The sequence below is a fragment of the Curtobacterium pusillum genome, from assembly GCF_013359865.1.
Lineage (GTDB): Bacteria > Actinomycetota > Actinomycetes > Actinomycetales > Microbacteriaceae > Curtobacterium > Curtobacterium pusillum.
On record NZ_JABMCE010000070.1, the window covers coordinates 1 to 20,135 of the forward strand.

14 protein-coding genes are annotated in these 20,135 nt (G+C 72.6%); 8 read left to right on the plus strand and 6 right to left on the minus strand.

All coding sequences use genetic code 11. The features are described 5' to 3' along the window. The first annotated feature begins 155 nt into the window (after positions 1 to 155). Together HP507_RS07325 and HP507_RS07330 are read left to right on the plus strand one after the other, a co-directional pair. Positions 156 to 1,766 carry a DNA polymerase Y family protein gene (locus tag HP507_RS07325; protein WP_175351228.1) on the plus strand — a complete coding sequence of 537 codons (1,611 nt, stop codon included), beginning with the start codon at positions 156 to 158 and terminating at the stop codon, positions 1,764 to 1,766. Between the two features lie 43 nt (positions 1,767 to 1,809). Beyond that, a complete protein-coding gene (locus HP507_RS07330; protein WP_175351135.1) occupies positions 1,810 to 5,280 on the plus strand; it encodes an error-prone DNA polymerase in 3,471 nt (1,156 codons plus the stop codon). A 22-nt stretch (positions 5,281 to 5,302) separates the two neighbouring features. Here HP507_RS07330 and HP507_RS07335 read toward each other — a convergent pair whose 3' ends face one another. Both HP507_RS07335 and HP507_RS07340 read right to left on the minus strand, forming a co-directional pair. After that, on the minus strand, positions 5,303 to 6,787 hold the full coding sequence (locus HP507_RS07335; protein ID WP_271207151.1) for a sensor histidine kinase: 1,485 nt from the start codon (positions 6,785 to 6,787) through the stop codon (positions 5,303 to 5,305). Further along, positions 6,784 to 7,461, minus strand: a complete 678-nt coding sequence (locus tag HP507_RS07340; protein WP_175351136.1) for a response regulator transcription factor — start codon at positions 7,459 to 7,461, stop codon at positions 6,784 to 6,786. Before HP507_RS07340 ends, HP507_RS07335 begins: the two co-directional genes overlap by 4 nt. Positions 7,462 to 7,665: 204 nt before the next feature. Between HP507_RS07340 and HP507_RS07345 the strand changes: the two genes are divergently transcribed. Continuing rightward, positions 7,666 to 7,974 carry a hypothetical protein gene (locus tag HP507_RS07345; RefSeq protein WP_175351137.1) on the plus strand — a complete coding sequence of 103 codons (309 nt, stop codon included), beginning with the start codon at positions 7,666 to 7,668 and terminating at the stop codon, positions 7,972 to 7,974. Positions 7,975 to 8,117: 143 nt separating this feature from the next. Here HP507_RS07345 and HP507_RS07350 read toward each other — a convergent pair whose 3' ends face one another. Further along, positions 8,118 to 9,251, minus strand: a complete 1,134-nt coding sequence (locus HP507_RS07350) for an aromatic acid exporter family protein (protein ID WP_175351138.1) — start codon at positions 9,249 to 9,251, stop codon at positions 8,118 to 8,120. An 80-nt stretch (positions 9,252 to 9,331) separates the two neighbouring features. Between HP507_RS07350 and HP507_RS07355 the strand changes: the two genes are divergently transcribed. Together HP507_RS07355 and HP507_RS07360 are read left to right on the plus strand one after the other, a co-directional pair. Continuing rightward, positions 9,332 to 10,576 carry an aminoglycoside phosphotransferase family protein gene (locus HP507_RS07355; RefSeq protein ID WP_175351139.1) on the plus strand — a complete coding sequence of 415 codons (1,245 nt, stop codon included), beginning with the start codon at positions 9,332 to 9,334 and terminating at the stop codon, positions 10,574 to 10,576. 652 nt (positions 10,577 to 11,228) lie between these two features. Further along, complete coding sequence (locus HP507_RS07360; RefSeq protein ID WP_175351140.1) at positions 11,229 to 13,364, plus strand: DEAD/DEAH box helicase; 2,136 nt, start codon at positions 11,229 to 11,231, stop codon at positions 13,362 to 13,364. A gap of 99 nt (positions 13,365 to 13,463) precedes the next feature. Here the strand turns inward: HP507_RS07360 and HP507_RS07365 are convergent, their stop codons facing one another. Then, a complete protein-coding gene (locus tag HP507_RS07365; RefSeq protein WP_070416538.1) occupies positions 13,464 to 13,736 on the minus strand; it encodes a mycoredoxin in 273 nt (90 codons plus the stop codon). 66 nt (positions 13,737 to 13,802) lie between these two features. On the opposite strand from HP507_RS07365, the gene HP507_RS07370 reads away from it, so the two are divergent. Genes HP507_RS07370 through HP507_RS07380 form a run of 3 tightly spaced genes read left to right on the plus strand, consistent with a single transcriptional unit; the run spans position 13,803 to position 16,488 of the window. Continuing rightward, positions 13,803 to 14,150, plus strand: a complete 348-nt coding sequence (locus tag HP507_RS07370; protein WP_175351141.1) for a PadR family transcriptional regulator — start codon at positions 13,803 to 13,805, stop codon at positions 14,148 to 14,150. Continuing rightward, complete coding sequence (locus HP507_RS18355) at positions 14,147 to 14,959, plus strand: hypothetical protein (protein ID WP_175351142.1); 813 nt, start codon at positions 14,147 to 14,149, stop codon at positions 14,957 to 14,959. The genes HP507_RS07370 and HP507_RS18355 overlap by 4 nt, the downstream gene beginning before the upstream one ends. Further along, on the plus strand, positions 14,956 to 16,488 hold the full coding sequence (locus HP507_RS07380; RefSeq protein ID WP_175351143.1) for a CYTH domain-containing protein: 1,533 nt from the start codon (positions 14,956 to 14,958) through the stop codon (positions 16,486 to 16,488). The genes HP507_RS18355 and HP507_RS07380 overlap by 4 nt, the downstream gene beginning before the upstream one ends. Before the next feature lie 226 nt (positions 16,489 to 16,714). Here the strand turns inward: HP507_RS07380 and HP507_RS07385 are convergent, their stop codons facing one another. Together HP507_RS07385 and HP507_RS07390 are read right to left on the minus strand one after the other, a co-directional pair. Beyond that, entirely contained in the window at positions 16,715 to 18,883 is a 2,169-nt protein-coding gene (locus HP507_RS07385; protein ID WP_376984709.1) for a S9 family peptidase, read from the minus strand. After that, complete coding sequence (locus HP507_RS07390) at positions 18,883 to 20,091, minus strand: Fic family protein (RefSeq protein WP_175351145.1); 1,209 nt, start codon at positions 20,089 to 20,091, stop codon at positions 18,883 to 18,885. Before HP507_RS07390 ends, HP507_RS07385 begins: the two co-directional genes overlap by 1 nt. Positions 20,092 to 20,135 lie beyond the last annotated feature (44 nt).

The window sequence follows — 20,135 nt, forward strand, 5'->3', positions numbered from 1 at the left end:
ACGACGCCCGTGCTGCGTCCCGTGGCGGTGGCGTCGTGAGCCCCCGCGGTGGCGGTCGGACCCGCACGGCCGGCTCCCGCGTCACGGGTGCCCTCGCCGGGTCCCACGGTCAGGCCGGGGGAAGCGCCGGGGCCGGGGTGCCCGATGCACGGTCGATCCGTGCCGACGCCCTCGCCCGAGGCGGTGCACTGCCCGAACCACCCCCGACCCGGACGATCGTGCTGTGGTGCCCGGACTGGCCGGTGATCGCCGCCGCCCGCGCCGCCGGAGAACCCCCGGAGCGGCCGTTCGCCCTCGTGGTGAAGGGGCAGGTGTACGCCAGCTCCGCGAGCGCTCGGCAGCACGGGGTGATCCGGGGGCTCCGCGTGCGCGAGGCGCAGGCACGCTGCCCCGAGCTCGTGGTGCAGCCCTACGACGACGCCCTCGACCACCGGGCGTTCGAACCGGTCATCCGCGCGGTCGAGGCGGCGGTCCCCGGGGTCGAGGTGCTCCGGCCGGGCACCCTCGCGCTGCGCTCCCGCGGCCCGGCCCGGTACTACGGCGGGGAGCGTGCCGCCGCGGCCACCCTCGCGGGGATCGCCGCGGACCACGGCGCTCCCGGGGTCCGCGCCGGGGTCGCCGACACCCCGTTCGCCGCCGAGCAGGCCGCACGGGCCCGGCCCGCACGTCCGGGGGAGCGGGTCCGGATCGTGCCCGTGGACGGGTCGGCGCCGTTCCTGTCCGGGCTGTCCCTCGCGGTGCTCGGCGACGCCGACCTGGCGATGCTGCTCGGACGGCTCGGCATCCAGACCCTGGGGGAGTTCGCCGCGCTCAGCGACGAGCAGGTGCGCGACCGGTTCGGGCTCGCCGGGGCGTTCCTGCACCGGCTCGCCGGTGGCCGCGACCCGAGAGAGGTCGCCGCGCGGTCGGTACCGCCGGAACTCCGGGTCGAGGCCGCGTTCGAACCGCCGCTCGACCGTGCCGACCAGATCGCGTTCGCGTTCCGGCGCTCCGCCGACGACTTCGCCGCGCGGCTCCGGGCAGCGGGACTCGTGGCCACGACGATCCGGGTCGGCATCGTCGACGAGCGGGACATCCTGCTCGAGCGCACGTGGGTGCACCCGCGGTGGTTCGACGCCGCCGACGTGGTCGACCGGGTGCGCTGGCAGCTCGCCGGCGGGGTCGACCCGACCGGGCTCGAGGCCCCCGTCGTCCAGGTGGTGCTCGAACCCGTCGCGGTGGACGACATGGCGAACCACGAGCGTGGGCTCTGGGGGACCGGCCCCGACGAACGGGTGCACCACGGACTCGCGCGCGTGCAGGGGCTCGTCGGGCACGACGGGGTGGTCACCCCGCGGATCGGCGGTGGCCGCACCCTGGCCGAACGGGTCGTGCTCGTCCCGTGGGGCGATGCGCCCGTCGGTGGCGAGCGCGCCCTGGCGACCGTCCGTGATCGTCCCTGGCCCGGCAGGCTGCCCGGACCGCCACCGGCGACCGTGCTCGACCGTCCGCGCCCGGTGGACGTCGTCGGCGACGACGGCGACACCGTCGACGTCGACGACCGCGGCACCCTGACCGGGGTGCCCGCGCGGTTCCGGGCCGAGGGGGAGCGCGGCGGCCGGTTCGGTTCCGTGACGGCGTGGGCCGGGCCGTGGCCGCTCGTCGTGCGCTGGTGGGAAGCCGGCGGCAGACGACTGCACCGGCTGCAGCTCGTCGACGCCGAGGGGCGTGCCTGGTACCTGGTGCTCGCCGACCACCGTTGGTGGGCCGAGGCGGTGGCGACGTGACCGCGTGGGTGCGCGGCGTGATCGCGGGAGCGGGTGAGCGCTGATGGGCTACAGCAACCCGCCGATCCCGTGGTCGCAGTTCGAACGCGCCCTGTCCGACAAGCGGAACCCCGGCAGCACCCACGACGGCGACGGTGGCGACAGCCCCGCGTGGTCCCGCAAGCGCGAGCCCTACGCACCGGCGACCCCACCGGTGCCCGACGACGGCGGGGTGCCCGTCGTGCCGTACGCCGAGCTGCACGCGCACTCCACCTTCAGCTTCCTCGACGGTGCGAGCGGGCCGGAGCACCTCTTCGAAGAGGCCGCACGGCTGCACCTGCACGGACTCGCGCTCACCGACCACGACGGCTTCTACGGTGCCGCACGGATGGCCGAGGTCGCCGAGGCGTACCCGACCGTCGCGACCGTGTACGGCACCGAGCTGTCCCTCGGGCTCACCGAGCCGCAGAACGGCGTGCCCGACCCCGAGGGGACACACCTGCTGCTGCTCGCGGACGGGCAGGACGGCTACCACCGGCTCGCCGGCGCCGTCACGCACGCCCACCTGGCCGCCGGCGCCGAGAAGGGTCGGCCGCGGTACGACCTCGACGACCTCGCTGCACGGTCCGACGGGCACTGGCGGGTCCTGACCGGGTGCCGGAAGGGCGCCGTCCGGCAGGCGCTCGAGCGCGGTGGGGAGACCGCGGCCGAGGACGCCCTGCGCGCCCTGCTCGACCGGTTCGGCACGGCCGGTGTCGTCGTCGAGCTCATCGACCACGGCGACCCGATGGACACCGCGCGGAACGACGCCCTCGCCGCGCTCGCCGCGAAGCACGCGCTGCCCACGGTCGCCACGGGGAACGTGCACTACGCGACCCCCGACCGGTTCCCGGTGGCGACGGCGCTCGCCGCGGTCCGGGCCCGGCGCAGCCTCGACGAGATCGACGGGTGGCTGCCGGCCGCCCCCACGGCGCACCTCCGCTCCGGGGCGGAGATGACCAGGCGGTTCGCGCGCTACCCGGGAGCCGTCGAGCACAGTGTCGAACTCGCCGACGAGCTCGGGTTCCGGCTGAAGACGGTGAAGCCCGGGCTGCCCGACATCGACGTCCCCGACGGGCACACCACGATGTCCTGGCTGCGGGAACTCACCTGGCGCGGCGGCCGCCGGTTCTACCCGGGCAGCGCCGACGGCGTGGACCCGCAGAAACGGGAGCGCATCGAACGCGAGCTCTCGGTGATCGAGGACAAGGACTTCCCCGGGTACTTCCTCATCGTGCGGGACATGGTGCAGTACGCCCGCGAACGCGGCATCCTCTGCCAGGGGCGCGGGTCGGCGGCGAACTCGGCGGTCTGCTACCTGCTCGAGATCACGGCGGTCGACTCGATCCGGTACGGCCTGCCGTTCGAGCGGTTCCTGTCGGCGATGCGCGACGAGGAACCCGACATCGACGTCGACTTCGACTCCGACCGGCGCGAAGAGGTGATCCAGTACGTCTACGAGAAGTACGGCCGGTTCAACGCCGCCCAGGTCGCGAACGTCATCACGTACCGGCCGAAGGGTGCCGTGCGGGACATGGCGAAGGCGTTCGGGCACAGCCCCGGCCAGCAGGACGCCTGGTCGAAGCAGGTCGAGCGGTGGGGATCGGTGACCGAGAGCCAGGACCACGACATCCCCGACGCCGTGGTGGACATGGCGCAGCAGGTGCTCGGGTTCCCACGGCACCTCGGCATCCACTCCGGGGGCATGGTGCTCACCGACCGGCCCGTGGGTGAGGTCGTACCGATCGAGCACGCCCGGATGGACGGCCGCACGGTGCTGCAGTGGGACAAGGACGACTGCGCGTACATGGGGCTCGTGAAGTTCGACATGCTCGGGCTCGGCATGCTCGCCGCGCTGCAGTACTGCTTCGACCTCGCCGACGAGCACTGCGGGGAACGCTGGGACATGCACTCCATCCCGAAGGAGGAACAGGGCGTCTACGACCAGCTGTGCCGGGCGGACACCATCGGGGTGTTCCAGGTCGAGTCCCGGGCGCAGATGGGCACCCTGCCCCGGCTGCAGCCGCGGCGGTTCTACGACCTCGTGATCGAGGTCGCCCTGGTGCGTCCCGGGCCGATCCAGGGTGGCGCGGTCCACCCCTACATCCGCCGCCGCACCGGGGAGGAACCGATCACGTACATCCACCCGTCGCTCGAACCGGTGCTCGAGCGGACCCTCGGCGTGCCCCTGTTCCAGGAACAACTGATGCAGATGGCGATCGCGGTGGGCGGCTGCTCGGGGGACGACGCCGACCTGCTCCGGCGCGCGATGGGGTCGAAGCGCGGGCACGAGAAGATCGACCGGCTCCGCCAGAAGCTCTACGCGGGGATGGCGGCGAACGACATCCACGGCGAGGACGCCGACGCCATCTACGCGAAGATCCAGGCCTTCGCGAACTTCGGCTTCGCGGAGAGCCACTCGATCAGCTTCGCGCTCATCGTCTACGCGAGCGCCTGGATGCGGCTGCACTACCCTGGGGCGTTCCTGGCGGCGCTGCTCCGGGCGCAGCCGATGGGGTTCTACTCGCCGCAGACCCTCGTGGCGGACGCCAGGCGGCACGGCGTGCGGGTGCTGCGGCCCGACATCCTGCGGTCCGGTGTGGACGCCAGGCTGGAACCCCTGGACACCGGCGGGGCGGCCGACGGTGCAGACGGCCCCGACGGGCCGGGAGGCACAGCGCACCACCGCGCGACGGGTCACGACGGTTGCCTGGCCGAGGAACAGCCCCCGGTGCTGCCGTTCGACGCATCCGTCCCGGACGACACGGCACGGCACCGGCGGGACGGCGCGTTCGCGGTCCGGCTCGGCCTCGCCGAGGTCTCGTCGCTCGGACGGAAGAGTGCCGAGAAGATCGTCGCCGAGCGGGATGCCCACGGTCCGTTCACCGACATGTCCGACCTCGCCAGACGGGTCGGCCTGACCACGGCGCAGCTCGAGGCGCTCGCCGCCGCCGACGCCTTCGCCGCGCTCGGGGTCGACCGTCGCGGCGGGATGTGGTCAGCCGCCCAGGCCGCGGCGGAGCGCCCCGACCAGCTGCCGGGCACCGGGGTGACGGTGCAGCCTCCGCTGTTCGGGCAGATGACGAGCGGGGACGTCCTCATCGCGGACATGTGGTCCACGGGGATGACGACCGACGACCACCCCGTGCGGCACGTCCGGGACGGACTGGTCGCCCGCGGGGTGCTCAGCGTCCAGGACACCGCGACGGCGGAGACCGGGCGGCGGGTCGAGGTCGGCGGGATCGTGACGCACCGGCAGCGTCCGGCGACGGCCTCGGGCATCACGTTCATGAACGTCGAGGACGAGACCGGGCTGGTGAACGTGATCTGCAGCGTCGGGGTGTGGGGGCGCTACCGGCGGGTCGCGCGGGAATCGCCGGCGGTCGTCGTGCGGGGGATCCTCGAGCGTTCGCCGGACGGGGTCGTGAACCTGGTGGCCGACCGGATCGAGCACCTGTCCCTGTCCGTGCGGACGCGATCGCGGGACTTCCAGTGACGGTGCACGTCCACGCCCGCGGCTACGACGCCTCGGGTATCCGGACCGTGACCTCGAGCCCGCCGGAGCGGACGTTCCGGAGCGACGCCGTGCCCCCGGCCCGCTCCGCGACGGCGCGCACGATCGCGAGCCCGAGCCCGGAACCGCCGGGCAGCGGGATGCCGCCGGTCGTGGGGTCGGGGTTCGGGCGCGACTTCCGGGCCTCGTCCGGCCGGGTGAACCGGTCGAACGCGACGGGGATGAACGACTCCGGGACACCGGGTCCGTCGTCGGTGATCTGCAGGACGCCCTCGCCGCCGGCACTGCGCCACGAGACGAAGACCCCGCCGCCGCGGGGGAGCGCTGTCACGGCGTTGCCGGCGATGTTCGTGACGAGTTGCGCCATCCCGCCGGTGTCGAGCCGGTACCGCGGTTCCACGGTGCCGCCGCCGATGCCCGGGCCGGAGCCTCCGACCGCGACCGGGGGCTCCAGTTCGAAGTCGACCGTGATGTCCTTCGCCGAGGCGATCAGCCGGACGCGGTCGACGGCGGACATCACCTCGTCACCGAGGTCAAACCAGCCGGTCGTGGTCGGTGCGCCGCCGTCCTGTTCGCGGCGCTCCGACTCCTCGATCCGGGACAGCGCGAGCAGGTCGTTCGCCAGGCGGGACAGCCGCGCCACGCTGAGCTTGGCGCGCTCGATGTGGGCGGCGAGGGCGGCGGCATCCTCCCCGTCGAGCGAGGCGAGGTCGAGCTGGGTCGTCAGGATCGCCAGGGGCGTCCGGAGCTCGTGGCTCGCGTCCGAGACCATCTGGCGCTCGCGCTCGGTCGCCTGGCGGGTGCGGGCGAGGAAGGCGTTCAGGGTGGTCGCCAGGGACGCGAGCTCGTCCTGCGCGGGTCCGACGGGCAGCTCGGCGCGCTCGGGGGCGACGGAGAGACGTTCTGCCTCGCGGCGCATCCGGTTCACCGGGCGCAGCGCGGCGGTGGCGAGCGCCCACGAGGCGATGCCGAACGCGACGAGGATCGCGAGTCCGGTGAGCGACAGCGTGGACGTCAGGTCGTCGACGACGATGGCTTCGGCCTGCGAGTTGCGTGCCGCGACGACGGTCCACCGCCCGGCCTGGTTCACCGGGTGTTCGACGACGACGCGGTACTCCGACCCGGAGACCCGGATGAGCGAGGTACCGGCCTTGGTCGAGGTCAGGCTGCCGAGGGCGCGCTCGACCCGCGGCGGCATGGTCGACAGGGTGATGTCGCCGGACGGGGACACCACCGCGACGAGCTGGGCGTTGCCGGGCGGCGACAGATCGGGATCGCTGTCCACCTCGAGCGTCGCCACGTACGGGTCGGCATCGGCGTCGAGCAGGGTGCGGGTGGCACTCGCCACGACGCTGACCACCTGGAACCGCATGACGAGCACGAGCAGCACGATGACCACCGCTGCGATCGCCGTGGAACCGATGGTGATCCGCGCCCGGAGCGACAGGTTCCGCAACGGACGGATCAGGCCCCGCCCGGAACCGGTCACGCCCCGAGCAGGTCGAGCCGGTATCCGCGACCGCGCACGGTGGAGATCGCGACCGTGGCCTCGTGCGAGGTCAGCTTCTTCCGGAGGTACGAGATGTACTGCTCGACGACGTTCGGGTCGACGTGCTGCGAGCCGTCCCAGACCTCCTCGAGGATCTTCGGCCGGTCGACCACGGTGCCGACGGAGCGTGCGAGCAGCCGGAGGAGCGCGAACTCGGTGGGGCTCACGGCGACCCGCTGGCCCTTGATCGAGACGCGGCGTGCCTCGGAGTCGATGGCGACGTCACCGACCTCGATCGTGCGCGGGGCACCGGCGGACTCGCGACGACCGAGAGCGCGGAGCCGGGCTGTGAGCTCGGCGAAGGCGAACGGCTTCGTGAGGTAGTCGTCCGCACCCGCGTCGAGGCCGAACACCCGGTCGTCGACGGCGTCGCGCGCGGTCACGAGGAGGATCCGTACGGGGTCCTCGCGCTCGCGGATGCGCCGTGCGAGCTCGAATCCGGACATACCGGGCATCATGACGTCCACGACGGCGAGGTCGAACGCCTGCTCGCCGAGCGCGATGAGCGCCTCGACCCCGTTCTCGACCGCGGTGACGCGGTACCCCTCAGCGGCGAGCCCGCGCTCCATGAGTGCACGCATCTCGTCATCGTCCTCGACCACCAACAGGCGCATAGCGACCTCCTCGGACCCATGGTGGCATCGAACGGGCACGGGATGGGTGCTCCTCGGCCGATCTCGCTGAATCTCGTCACAGTCCCGCGCGGTCCGAGGTAGAACGGTCTGTCCCTCGTTCGTGGGACGTGAGGACTTCTTGTGTCCTTGCTAGCCTCGCATCGGACGACGCGTACCCGACGCTGCGTCCGCACTGGGGGCACCATGGACCATTCGCCGGAACATCCGGCCCTCGTCCGTCTGCGTGCCGAGCTCGACGCCGCCTGGAAGGGCATCGGCGTGCTCGGCGACATGGAGGACGTCCGCCGCGACCGCGTCGTCGCCGAACTACGCGGGGCCGTCCCGGACGTCGCGAGCCGCGCCGCCCGTGCGGCGGGGGTGGACGCGGCCGCCGCCGAGATCGACCGCTTCGCGCAGGCCGAGGTCGTGTCGTGCGATGCGTCCGTGCCGACGGCGACCATCTGGGACGACATCGTGCACTCCGCGGCGGAGGCGGCAGCGGCCATCCGCTGAGACCCGTCCATCCGTGGGCCTGGAGGCGCGGGGCGGGCCCGTCCCGCGCCTCCAGGCCGAAACGGGGCGCGTCCACGACGCGTGTCGCGTCGATGACGCATGTCGCGTCGATGACGCATGTCGCGTCGATGACGCACGTCGCGTCAGTCGTCCTCGCCGAGCAGTTCCTCGCGCACGCGCCGGATGTCCTCGAGCAGCGCCCCGATGAGCACCCAGTGCCGCGAGTTCGGCCGGATCACCTCGAGCGGAGCGGTCAGCGCCGGACCGGGCTCGACGTCCGGCGCGGACAGGCCCGACGGACCCGACGGGCCTGCCGAACCTGCCGGACCTTTCTGACCTGTGGGACCTGACGGGCCCGACAGGGCCGCCGTCGACACGGGAACGTCCGCCGCCGCGACCCGCGCACTCAGCGCCCGCACGTCGGCCCCGATCCGGGCGACCTCGGTCGCGATGCTGCCCACGACCGGGTCCGCCCGGAGGTCCGGCGCGGTGTTGTCCCGGATCGCCCGGGTCATGCCGGTGACGCGCGTGACGAGGACGCGCAGGTGCTCGGCGACGACGATGTCCTCCTCGAGGATCGTGCGGTGGCGGCCGCCGCGGGGGTTCATCGCGAGGGACTCGCGGGCCGCGGTCAGCGAGGCCTCCGCGCGCGCGTGCTGCTGCCGGAGTGCCCGGGCCTGCAGCAGTGCCTCGTGCCAGCGGCCGTGGTCCCAGCCCTCGGTGAGGCCGATCGCGACCCGCTCGAAGGCCGCCGCGGTGTCCCGGGCGAGTCGGGCGACGGCGAGGTGCGCCGGCCCGAGGAGCACCGGTGGCACGATCACGGCGTTCACGATGAGGGCGACGATCGCACCGAGCACGGTCTCGAGGATCCGGTCCGCCGAGTAGTTCGGGGTGACGACGCCGGCGGTGAGCACGAGCATCCCGCTGATGCCGACCTGGGTCGCCGACGTCGGGGTGAGCCGGAGCGCCCACGCGATGAGGATCGCGAGCACGATGACGAGCAGCACGACCCACACGGAGTCGCCGAACAGCAGGTGGAACCCGGTGGCGAGCACGACCCCGAGGACGACCCCTGCGCTCCGCTCGAGTCCCTTCACGAACGACTGGTTGATGCTCGGCTGCACCACGAGCAGCGCGGCGATCGCGGCGAACGTCGGGAACGGTCCGTCGATGAGCACCCGGCACAGCAGCACGGCGGCCACGACCGCGACGGCCGTCTTCACGACCTGCAGGAAGGGCGTGCGACTGGAGCTGCGGAGGCGCGCGACCGGGTTCACGACGACCACGGTAGCCACGGTGCGCACGCCGAGCCGTGCACGATGGCGACGAATCCCGCGCGGTCCGGTTGACTGGTGTCGTGTGGCCCAACCATGAGCGCGTCATCCCGCAGGCCTTCGCCGGCTCCGGGACCTCCGTGGTGGCCGCGCGGGCCCATTCGGTCGAACCCTCCGGCAACGGGTACCTGTACGGGTACGAGGTCGACACGGTGGACCGCAACGGCCAGCGCGCCACCGTCCTGACCTACGTCGACACCGGTGGCGCGCACGACCAGAACAGCGCGATCGTCACCGACCCCGCCACGGGCGACCCCGTCTCGGTGTGGGCGTACCCGAACGACCCCGGGCTGCCGGTGCTGCCGCAGGTGACGTACCGCGACGCCGTCGCCGAGCTCCTCACCACGCTCGGCATGCCCGTCACCGACCCGACCCTCACGGTGGCGGCGTACCGGCCGGGCAAGCGTGCCGTGGTCCGTGTCGACGCGGTCGAGGGCACCGTGTTCCTCAAGGTCGTGCGCCCGCACCGGGTCGCCCCGATCGAGAAGTCGCACGAACAGTTCGTCGCCGCCGGGCTGCCGGTGCCGCGGGTCCTCTCGAGCCGAGGGGACGGGCTCCTCGTCCTCGAGCGCATCCGCGGGGTCCCCGCTGGCAGCCGCATCCTCGAGATCGCCGACGACCCGCGCTTCGTGGCGTCCCTCGCGGCGCTCACCGGTCGGATCGCGACGGTCCCGACGACGCAGCAGGCCCGCGCGGACGCCATGGACCACGCCGACTGGCACCGACGGACGCTCGTCGCCGCGCTGCCGCAGGACGCCGAGGAGATCGACCGCCTCTACGACGCGATCGGCCGGAGGTCGATCGGTTGGGCGACGGCCACGAAGCAGGTCGTGCACGGCGACCTGCACCTCGAGCAGATCTTCGTCGACGAGGACGAGCCGTGGCGGATCTCCGGTCTCCTCGACATCGACACCGCCGGCTGGGGCTTCCCCGTGCGCGACATCGGCGCGGTGGTCGCGCACCTCGTCGTCACCGGGCTGTGGCACCGCTCGCGCGGCGACGCCGAGCGCGGGGCAGCGGCGGAGCGCCTCGCGGACGCCGTCGCTCGGGACTGGGTCGCGCGGAACCCCGACCAGGCGGACCGGATCGGCCCGGCCATCGGCGCGCAGCTCCTCGCGCACGCGGGCGGGCAGGCGACGACCGGGTCGGCGACCGGCATCCACACGGCGGAGCAACTGCTCGCGGCGACGCAGGCAGCGCTGGTCGAGGTGACGCCGATCGTCCCGTCCGACGGGCTCGTGCGTCCGCGTTCCGCTCCGCAGGTCTGATCCGCCGCCGCGAGGCCGGGGCCGGGGCCGGGGCCGGGGCGGGGGAGCTTGGCGGCTGGGTGGCGGCTGCGCGGGGCTGGTTCCGCGAGAGCGACAGCTTCCGGCTGGATCCCAGCGCGAATCTGTCGCTTTCGCGGGGTGGGCGGTGCCGGGATCCGAGGACTGTCGCTTCGGCGGGGTGGGCGCGACCGGCGGCGGACGGGAGGCGCGTGGAGGGGACGAGCCGCGCCTCCAGACCGACCGGTGGTCGCGTCGGCCGGACGGGAGGCGCGACTCGCGCGGGCGACGCCGAGTCGCCTCCGTCGGTGGTCGGGGAGTAAACTGGCCGTGCACGCACCGCGTTCCCGCGTGCCGCGTCGATTCCGGACGCAGCAGTCGGTCGCTTGACCGACGTGGGAACCGGGTCCGTGAGCGTCCCGAGGGGGCTTCACGTGCGTGTGACGGCGCCGGCTCCCGGCGCGGACCGTCGCATCCGGCACCCACCCGGTGGCCGCGATGGGAACGGTCCGCGGGACTCCACGTCCCGAGGCGGGGACCGGCGAAGCGGCGGGCCACGGTGGCCCGCGGACACCGGAGCCGTGCAGGCACCGGTTCAGGACTTCCGCCCCGACGGGCGGCTCGCCCGGCGCGAACGGGCGGAACAGGAGGAGCGTTGGCTCGATCAGGCACCCGGCGAGCAGCCGGCGGGACGCGGACCGCGTCGCGTCGCACCAGGCCGCTCGACAACGACGGCGTCATCCCCGTCCTCGCCCGCGCCGTGCGCGAGGTCGAGGCGGCGGCGCAGCGTGGACCGCTCAAGGCGTCGAACCGCTCGAAGTTCCAGGCGGTCGCCCTGCTCATGCGCGAGGAACGCGCACGGGTCAAGGCGGACACCGAGCTCACCGACGCGCAGCGCGCCGAGCAGCTCAAGCGGCTCGACGGGGTCGCGACGATCCTCGCGAAGACCGCGGCACGTGACACGAGCGTCATCCAGCTCCTCACGGAAGAGGCCTCGGTCAGCGAGGCCACCCGCACGGTGAAGCGCGACATGATGATCGCCGGCGGTATGGAACTGCAGCCCGAGGAACTCGTCATCGCCGCCGAGCCGTCTCCGACGGTCGAGAGCCCGGTGCGCTCGGTCGTGCCGCAGGCGGTCGTGCAGCGGCAGCTCGCGAACCCGTTCCTCGCGCCCGACTTCGCGCTCGCCGACCAGCCCGTCGCACACCCGCGACGCCTGGCGAACTGGGAGCTGTTCGGTCCGCTCTTCAAGTCGTTCGAGTACGGCGCGGGCGGGGGAGCGGCGACGATGCCGCTGCCGGAGCCCGCGACGCTGCACTCGAAGTCCGGCACCACGCTCATGAAGCACCAGGCGGAACTCATCGCCGCCGCGGCTCAGGGACACCGGACGTTCCTGCTCGCTGACGAGCCCGGTCTCGGCAAGACGGCGCAGTCGCTGCTCGCCGCCGACGCCGCGAACGCGTTCCCGCTCCTCGTCGTCGTGCCGAACGTGGTCAAGACGAACTGGGCGCGCGAGGCGTCCCGGTGGGTGCCGAACCGGACGTCGACCGTGATCCACGGTGACGGGGACGACCTCGACGGGTTCGCGGACATCGTCATCGTGAACTACGAGATCCTCGACCGGCACGCGGGCTGGCTCGCGAACTTCGGGTTCAAGGGCATGGTCGTCGACGAGGCGCACTTCATCAAGAACAAGGACTCGCAGCGGTCGAGGTTCGTGCTGCAGCTCGCCGAGGCGATCCGCGCGCGCACCGCGTCACCGCTGCTCATGGCCCTGACCGGGACGCCGCTCATCAACTCGGTCGAGGACTTCCGCACGATCTGGGAGTACCTCGGCTGGATCGACGACAAGAAGCCCCGCGCGAAGCTCATGAACGAGCTCGAGGAGATCGGCCTCACCCCGGCCGACCCTGGCTTCTTCGTCGAGGCGCGCAAGGCCGTCATCGACCAGGGCATCGTGCGGCGCCGCAAGGTCGACGTCGCGGCGGACATCCCGGCCCGCCGGATCGCCGACATCCCCGTCGAGCTCGACGACGAGGTCGGTCGCTCCATCCGCGACGCCGAGCGCGAGCTCACCGCGAAGCTCGTCAAGCGGTACCACCAGGCGCTCGACGCACGCACCGGCCAGGACCCGGACGTCGGCATCGACCACAAGCTCGTCCGGCAGGTCGCCCGCTGGGAGCTCGAGGACCAGGACGCCTCGTCCACCGGTGAGAACGTGTTCTCGATGGTGCGGCGCATCGGTCGCGCGAAGGCGCAGCTCGCGGCGGACTACGCGGCGCAGCTCGCCTCGAACGTCGGCAAGGTCGTGTTCTTCGCGAAGCACCTCGACGTCATGGACCAGGCCGAGGAAGTGTTCGCCCGCCGGGGCCTCCGCACCGCGACCGTCCGGGGCGACCAGACGCCGGCGCAGCGCACGGCCGAGATCGACTCGTTCGTGAACGACCCCGACGTCGCCGTCATCGTCTGCTCGCTCACCGCAGCGGGCGTCGGTCTCAACCTGCAGGTGGCGTCGAACGTCGTCCTCGCGGAGCTGTCGTGGACGTCGGCTGAGCAGACCCAGGCGATCGACCGCGTGCACCGCATCGGTCAGGAAGAGCCGGTCACGGCGTGGCGCATCATCGCCGCGCAGACGATCGACACCAAGATCGCCGAGCTCATCGACTCGAAGGCGTCCCTGGCCGCCCGGGCGCTCGACGGTTCCGACGAGGAGATCGTCGACTCCGGTGACATCCAGCTCGACGCGATGGCGGCGCTGCTGACCGAGGCGCTGGAGCGCGGCGCGCGGTAGGGCAGGCCCGGATCGCAAAACACCGGTGTTCGTGCGCCGCACCCTCGCATGCGGAGGTGTGTCCCGCGAACACCGGTGTCTTGTGTGGCCGCCTCGGTGTCAGATGCGCGACTGGACCTCGGCGAGCGACGGGTTCGTCGCCGTGCTGCCGTCCGGGAACACCAGCGTCGGCACGGTCTGGTTGCCGCCGTTGACCTCGGCGACGAGTTCGGCCGTGCCCGGCGTCTGCTCGATGTCGACCTCGCGGTAGGGCACGCCGGCCTTCGACATCTGGTTCTTCAGTCGGGCGCAGTAGCCGCACCAGCTGGTCGTGAACATCGTGACGGCGCCGGCCTCCGGCACGAACGCGTCGCGGGTGATCGTCTCGCTCATGGGCTCAGGGTAACCCGTGCATCTGGGGGCCTTGCGGTACTTAATCGATATAGGTAGGTTGACCGCATGGAACCGATCCAGCGTGTGACCGCGCCCACGCTCGACGTGCTCGAGGCACTGCTCTCGACCGACGGTGCCGCGTGGGGGCTGCTCGTCATCAAGGCCACGGGACGGAAGGCGGGCACCGTCTACCCGATCCTCGAACGACTCGAGGGGCTCGGATGGATCCGGTCCTCGTGGGACGACGATGCGGACCGTCCCGGACCGCGGCGTCGGCTCTACGAGTTCACGGCCGAGGGGGCCGAAGCGGCCAGGGACCTCCTGGACGCCCGCCAGGCGACGGCGGTCGCGTCGGAGGCATCGGCGCGCGGTGCACGTCGACCTCGCCCGAGCGCCCGGCCGGTGACGTCGTGAGCGCGCTCGATCGGATCATCGTCGAGGCGGCGGTCGCCGTCTCGCCCGCCGCCCACCGTGAGGTCCGTCGGGAGCAGTGGCTCGCCGACGTCCGCGACGCTCGCGAGCTCGAACTCTCGCCGACCGCCCTCGCGTTCGGCGCACTCACCACGGCGCTCTTCCACCGGCGCGCCGGACACCGATCCACATGGGGGGAATCCATGACCGCAGCACCGCTCCACGTCCGTCCCGCACCGCACACGATCCGGACCGTCCCGGTCCTGGTCGGCTTGGCGTTCCTCTCGTTCCTCGCCGTTCCGGTCTGGGTGATCATGCTGCCGAACTACGAGTACTCGAGCACGTTCGACCTCCTCGTGGCGCAGGTGGGCTGGCTCGTCCTGCAGTACCTCCTGCCGGGCGCTGCGCTCGTCACCGCGATCCTCCTGCTCGATGGCGTCCCGATCCGGCGGCGTCGACTCGGCGCGAGCATCATGGCGGCGGCTGCGCTCGGCCTCGTCGTGTACCCGCTGCTCGGGCCGGACACCGACCTGCCGATCGAGGTGCTCCCACCGCTCGCCGGGCTCGTCGCGTGGCTCGTCGCCACCGCGGGCCGCAGGTGGGCGTGGATCGTGCTCGTCGCGCCGCTCCTCGTCGACGCACTGCACTACACGCCCCTGTACGCCTACGCGCCGGGTCGGGTCTGGCCCTTCCTCGTCGTCCTGACACCGGTCGCCACGGTGATCGTCGGGATCGTCGTCACGAAGTTCTCCACAGGAGCGGCCGCCCAGGTCGAGCAGCACGGGGAACCCCTGGTAGACAAGATCGCGTGAGCGACACGCACCTCGAGATCGAGCGCACCTACGACCTGCCCGAGGGCGGGGACCTCCCCGACCTGATCGGCGCCGGCGGCATCCTCCGCACCGAGCACCAGGAACCGTTCGAACTCGACGCGACGTACTGGGACACCGAGCGGTACGACCTCGTGGCCTCGCACGTCACCGTCCGGCGTCGCACGGGCGGCCCCGACGCCGGCTGGCACATCAAGCGCGCGGCGTCCGACACCGTCCGGCACGAGGAACACTTCCCGCTCACCGACGACGCCGACACGGTGCCCGACGAGGTCCTCGCGGCGCTGTTCACCGAGCGCCGTGGTCGCGAACTGCGACCGGTCGTCCGGATCACGACCACACGCACGGTCACCCGGCTCCTCGACGAGGACGGCGACCAGATCGCCGAACTCGCCGACGACCAGGTCGTCGCGCAGCGACTCGACGACGACGCACCCGAGGCGCCGCGCACGTGGCGCGAGGTCGAGGTGGAGACCGTCGGTGACGTCGACACGCAGGTCGCCCACGAACTCTTCTCGGCGCTCGACGGACGCTTCGCGGCCGTCGGCGCCGCCCCCGCCGCCGTCTCGTCCAAGCTGGCACGCGGGCTGGCAGGAGCACCCGCACCGCGCCTCCAGACAGCCGACAAGCCTGACAGGGGAACCGCCGCCCGCGCGCTCACGAAGCGACTCCGGAAGCTGCGTGCGACGCTCCTCGCCCAGGAGGCCCTGCTCCGGTCCGGCGGACAGGCCGACCTCCGCGAGACGGCCGCTGCAGCACTCGGCATCGCGGCGGTCATCGGGTCGTACCGTCCGGCGTTCCCCGAGACCGACGCCGTCGATCGCGCCGCTGACGCGGCGGAGGGACTGGCGGCCGTGACCGCGCGCGCTGCGTTGGCGGAGTACCTCGTCGACGGTCTGCCCCGCGCGTCCACGCCGGCCCAGGACGCGCTCGTCGACGTGATGACCCGCGAACGCATCCTCGCGGCGACGCGGGAGCGGCGTGCGGTCGCCGTGCGCGACGTCGTCGCGTTCCTGCAGGGCGAGCCGTTCCTCGAGCTCCTCGACGTGCTCGACGACGCCGCGGAGCGGCCGGCCCCGACCGCGTGGGCGCTCCGCCCGCCGAAGCAGGTCGCACAGGACGTGTCCGCGATCGAGAAGCCCCGGGTCCGCGAGCTCGTGCGCGACGCCCTGGGGGAGGACGACGACTCCTCCGCCGTGCTCGACCGCGAAGCCGCTGCGCGTGAGGCGACCGAGCACGCCTGGCGAGCGGCGACCCGGGCGCGTATGGCGATGGACGTCCTCGGCGACGACGCGTTCCCGCACGCACTGTGGAAGCGCATCGGGGACGCTGCCGACGTCCTCACGGAGCGGGTGCGGTCACTCCACGCGCTCGACGTGCTGCGGGTGCACTCGGGCATCGCCGAACACGGGGGCGAGGGCACGTTCGGGTACGGCGTGCTCGCGGGCGACCGCGTTCGCCTCGCCGAGGAGTCGTACGACGAAGCGGTGCACGCGCTCAACCGTGTGTGACCGGCCCTGTCTTCGGCTCGGCTCGCAGGCCTGCGAGCCGAGCTCGTTGGGCCTGCCAGCGGCGCGCTGGTCAGGTCTGCCAGCACGGCGCTCGTCAGGTCCGCCAGCCACGCGCTCGTCATGGCTGGAAGCCCCGTGCTCGTCAGGTAAGCCAGCACGGCGCTCGTCGTCGGCGGCGGCGCGGTGCTGCCGGCATCCTGCTCGCCGCCAGCACCGCGCGCGGACGTCAGCCGGCGGCGATCGGGTTCGCGTTCGCGGCGGCCGGCGTGACGTCGGCCAGCCCGAGGACGTCGAGCAGCCACGCGAGCTCGAAGGCCCGCTCCTTCCACGAGTCGTAGCGACCGCTGACACCGCCGTGCCCGGCCGCCATCTCGGTCTTGAGCAGAACCGGGGCGCCGACCTCCCGCAGCTTGGCCGTCCACTTCGCGGGCTCGACGTACAGCACGCGGGTGTCGTTGATGGAGGTGACCGCGAGGATCTTCGGGTACTGCACATCGGACCGGACGTTCTCGTACGGGGTGTACTCGCTCATGTAGCGGTAGACCTCGGCGTCATGCAGCGGGTCGCCCCACTCGTCCCACTCGATGACGGTCAGCGGCAGGTCGGGGTCGAGGATGCTCGTCAGGGCGTCCACGAACGGAACGGCCGCGAGGATGCCGGCGAACCGCTCGGGGGCGAGGTTCGCCACCGCGCCCATCAGGAGCCCGCCCGCGCTGCCGCCCTCGGCGACGAGCCGGTCGGACGACGTCCGTCCGGTGTCGATGAGGTGCGACGCGACGGCGACGAAGTCCGTGAAGGTGTTCTTCTTCGTGAGCGTCTTGCCGTTCTCGTACCAGTGCCGCCCCATCTCGCCGCCGCCACGCACGTGCGCGACGGCGAAGACGACGCCGCGGTCGAGCATCGAGAGCCGCATCACGCTGAACCCGGGGTCGATGGAGTGCTCGTACGACCCGTAGCCGTACAGGTGCAGCGGGGCCGGACGGTCGGAGTCGACCGCGTCGCGGCGCCACACGAGGGAGATCGGTACGCGGGTGCCGTCGTCCGCGGTCGCCCAGTCGCGCTCCTGCACGTAGTCGGCCGGGTCGTAGCCGCCGAGGACCGGCTGACGCTTGAGGACGGTGACCTCGCCGGTCGCGAGGTCCAGGTCGCTCACCTCGGACGGCGTCACGAACGAGGTGAACCCGATCCGGAGCGTCGGCTGGTCCCACTCGGGGTTGCCACCGAGGCCGGCGGAGAAGAGTGCCTCGTCGAAGGGCACCTCGTGTGCATCGCCGTAGCCGTCGCCCTCGATCGGGATGATGGCGACACGGGGGAGCGCCTCTGACCGGTACTCGAGCGCGAGGTGACCGGCGAAGGCGTCCACGGACTCGATGCGGCGCTCGGAGTGGTGCGCCACGACGACTCGGCGGTCACGCTCGGACGTGGGGTCGTCGGCGGGGACGTCCACGAGCTCGAAGTTCTCGGCGCCGTCGTTGTGCAGGACGAGGAACCGGTCGCTGCCCCCGACGATCGCGTGCTCGATCTCGTACTCGACGCCCTCGCGCCGAGGCCACACGACCTGGAACTCGCCGGTCGGGTCGGCCGCATCGAGGACGAGCGCCTCGGAGGTGATCTTCGACCCGAGCTCGATGACGATGTACTGCGACGAGCGGGTCACCCCGACCCCGACCCAGTAGCGGTCGTCCGGCTCCTCGAACACCACGACGTCGTCGGTCGCGTCGCTGCCGACGGTGTGGCGCCAGATCCGGTCGGGCCGCCAGGAGTCGTCGACGGTCGGGTAGAACACGAAGCGGCCGGACGGGTCGAACGTCGCCCCGGCACCGGTGTTCGGTATCTCGTCGCCGAGGTCCGTGCCGGTCGTGAGGTCGCGCACGTGCAGCGTGTACCGCTCGTCGCCCTCGACGTCGATGCCGTAGACGAGGCGGGTGCCGTCGTCGCTGATGTCGTAGGTGCCGAGCGAGAAGAAGTCGTGGCCGTCGGCCAGGGCGTTGCCGTCGAGGACGACCTGCTCGCCGGTGAGCGTCGCGGCGCCCTCGGTCACGGCGGGCGGTGTCCAGTCGTCCGGGCCGGAGATGGGTGCGCGGCAGTGCACACCGTACTGGCTGCCCTCGGCTGTGCGCGTGAAGTACCACCAGTCGCCCATGCGGACCGGGACGGAGAGGTCGGTCTCCTGCACGCGGCCCTTCACTTCGGCGAAGATCCGGTCGCGGAGGGCGCCGAGGTGCGCCGTCGCCGAGTCGGTGTACGCGTTCTCGGCCTCGAGGTAGGCCAGCGTGTCCGGCGACTCCTTGTCCCGCAGCCACTCGTAGTCGTCGACGAAGTCGATGCCGTGGTGGGTCCGTGTCGTGGGCCGCTTGGCGGCCGTGGGCGGGGTGGCCTGGGCGTGCTCGCTGATCACCACCCCACCCTATTCGCCCGCTGTGTGACGGCGGCGTGGACGCGGGCGCCGAAGGCGGCGATCTCGTCGGCTGCGGCGACCGTCGACCACGCCCGGCGGCGACGTCGTTCGGTGACGGGACGGAGCACTCCTGCCTGGCACAGGTCGTCCGTCACGACGTCGATCGCCTGCTCGTCGCCGTCGAGCAGGAGCTCCAGTCGTTCCTCGGTCAGCACGGGGTCGTCGACGAGCGCTCGACCGACGACGGCGTGCGGGCCGCGGGAGCACGCACCCGCGGCACGATCGGCGGCGACTTCGTCGAGGAGCAGTGCGGTGAGCGTGGCCTCGTCGCAGACGGTGCCGATGGCGATCGCGAGGTCACGGATCCACTCGTCGACGGCACCGCGCCGGTAGCGCTCGAGGTGCCAGAAGTACCGGTCCCGCTCGGCGACCAGCGCCGCGGCGACCGGCACCGTGACGACGCGTGCGAGCCCTCGACGGCGCAGGACCGCCGCGACGAGCGCTCGGCCGATCCGACCGTTGCCATCGGTGAAGGGGTGGATCGACTCGAACTGCGCGTGGGCGATCGCCGCCTGCGCGATCGGGTGCAGGTCGCGGCGGTGCAGGAACGTGAACAGGTCGTCCATGAGGTCCGGGACGAGCTCGGGCGGCGGTGGGACGTGTCGTGCGAGCCGTGGCGTGGGACCGCCGCCGATCCAGTTCTGGACGTCGCGCCAGCGCCCGGCGTACCGACCGTCGACCGGGTCGTCCCGCATGAGTCTGCGGTGGGCGGCGAGCAGCGCGTCCTCGGTGATCGTGCCAGAGCTCGCCGCGGCGACCAGGCCGTCGATGGCGCCGCCGGCGCGGACCATCGCCGTGGCGCTGCTGTTCGCCCGGATGCCGACGGCCGCTCGGGCAAAGTCGTCGAGGGTCGCGGACTCGTCCTCGATGCGGGAGGACGCGACTGCCTCCGTCCGGTCGAGCACACCGCCGAGTACGGTGAGCCCGGTCCCGTGGTGCTCATCGAGGTCCCGCACGGCGGTGGCGGCGCGGTCGAGCAGAGCGGCGGTGTCGGCATCGGGCGTCCACTGCGCGTCTGCGATCCGCGGCGGGACGGACGCGCTGATCGAAGCCGTCTCACGATCCGGGCGCGGCCCGCGGACGGCGCTGCGCCACGGCAGCGTGGTCGTCGTGTGGGCGGGCCAGGGATGCTCGGTGCGGGGCATCGTTCCTCCGGATCCGTTCGGCGTGGTGGTCCCACGAACGTAGG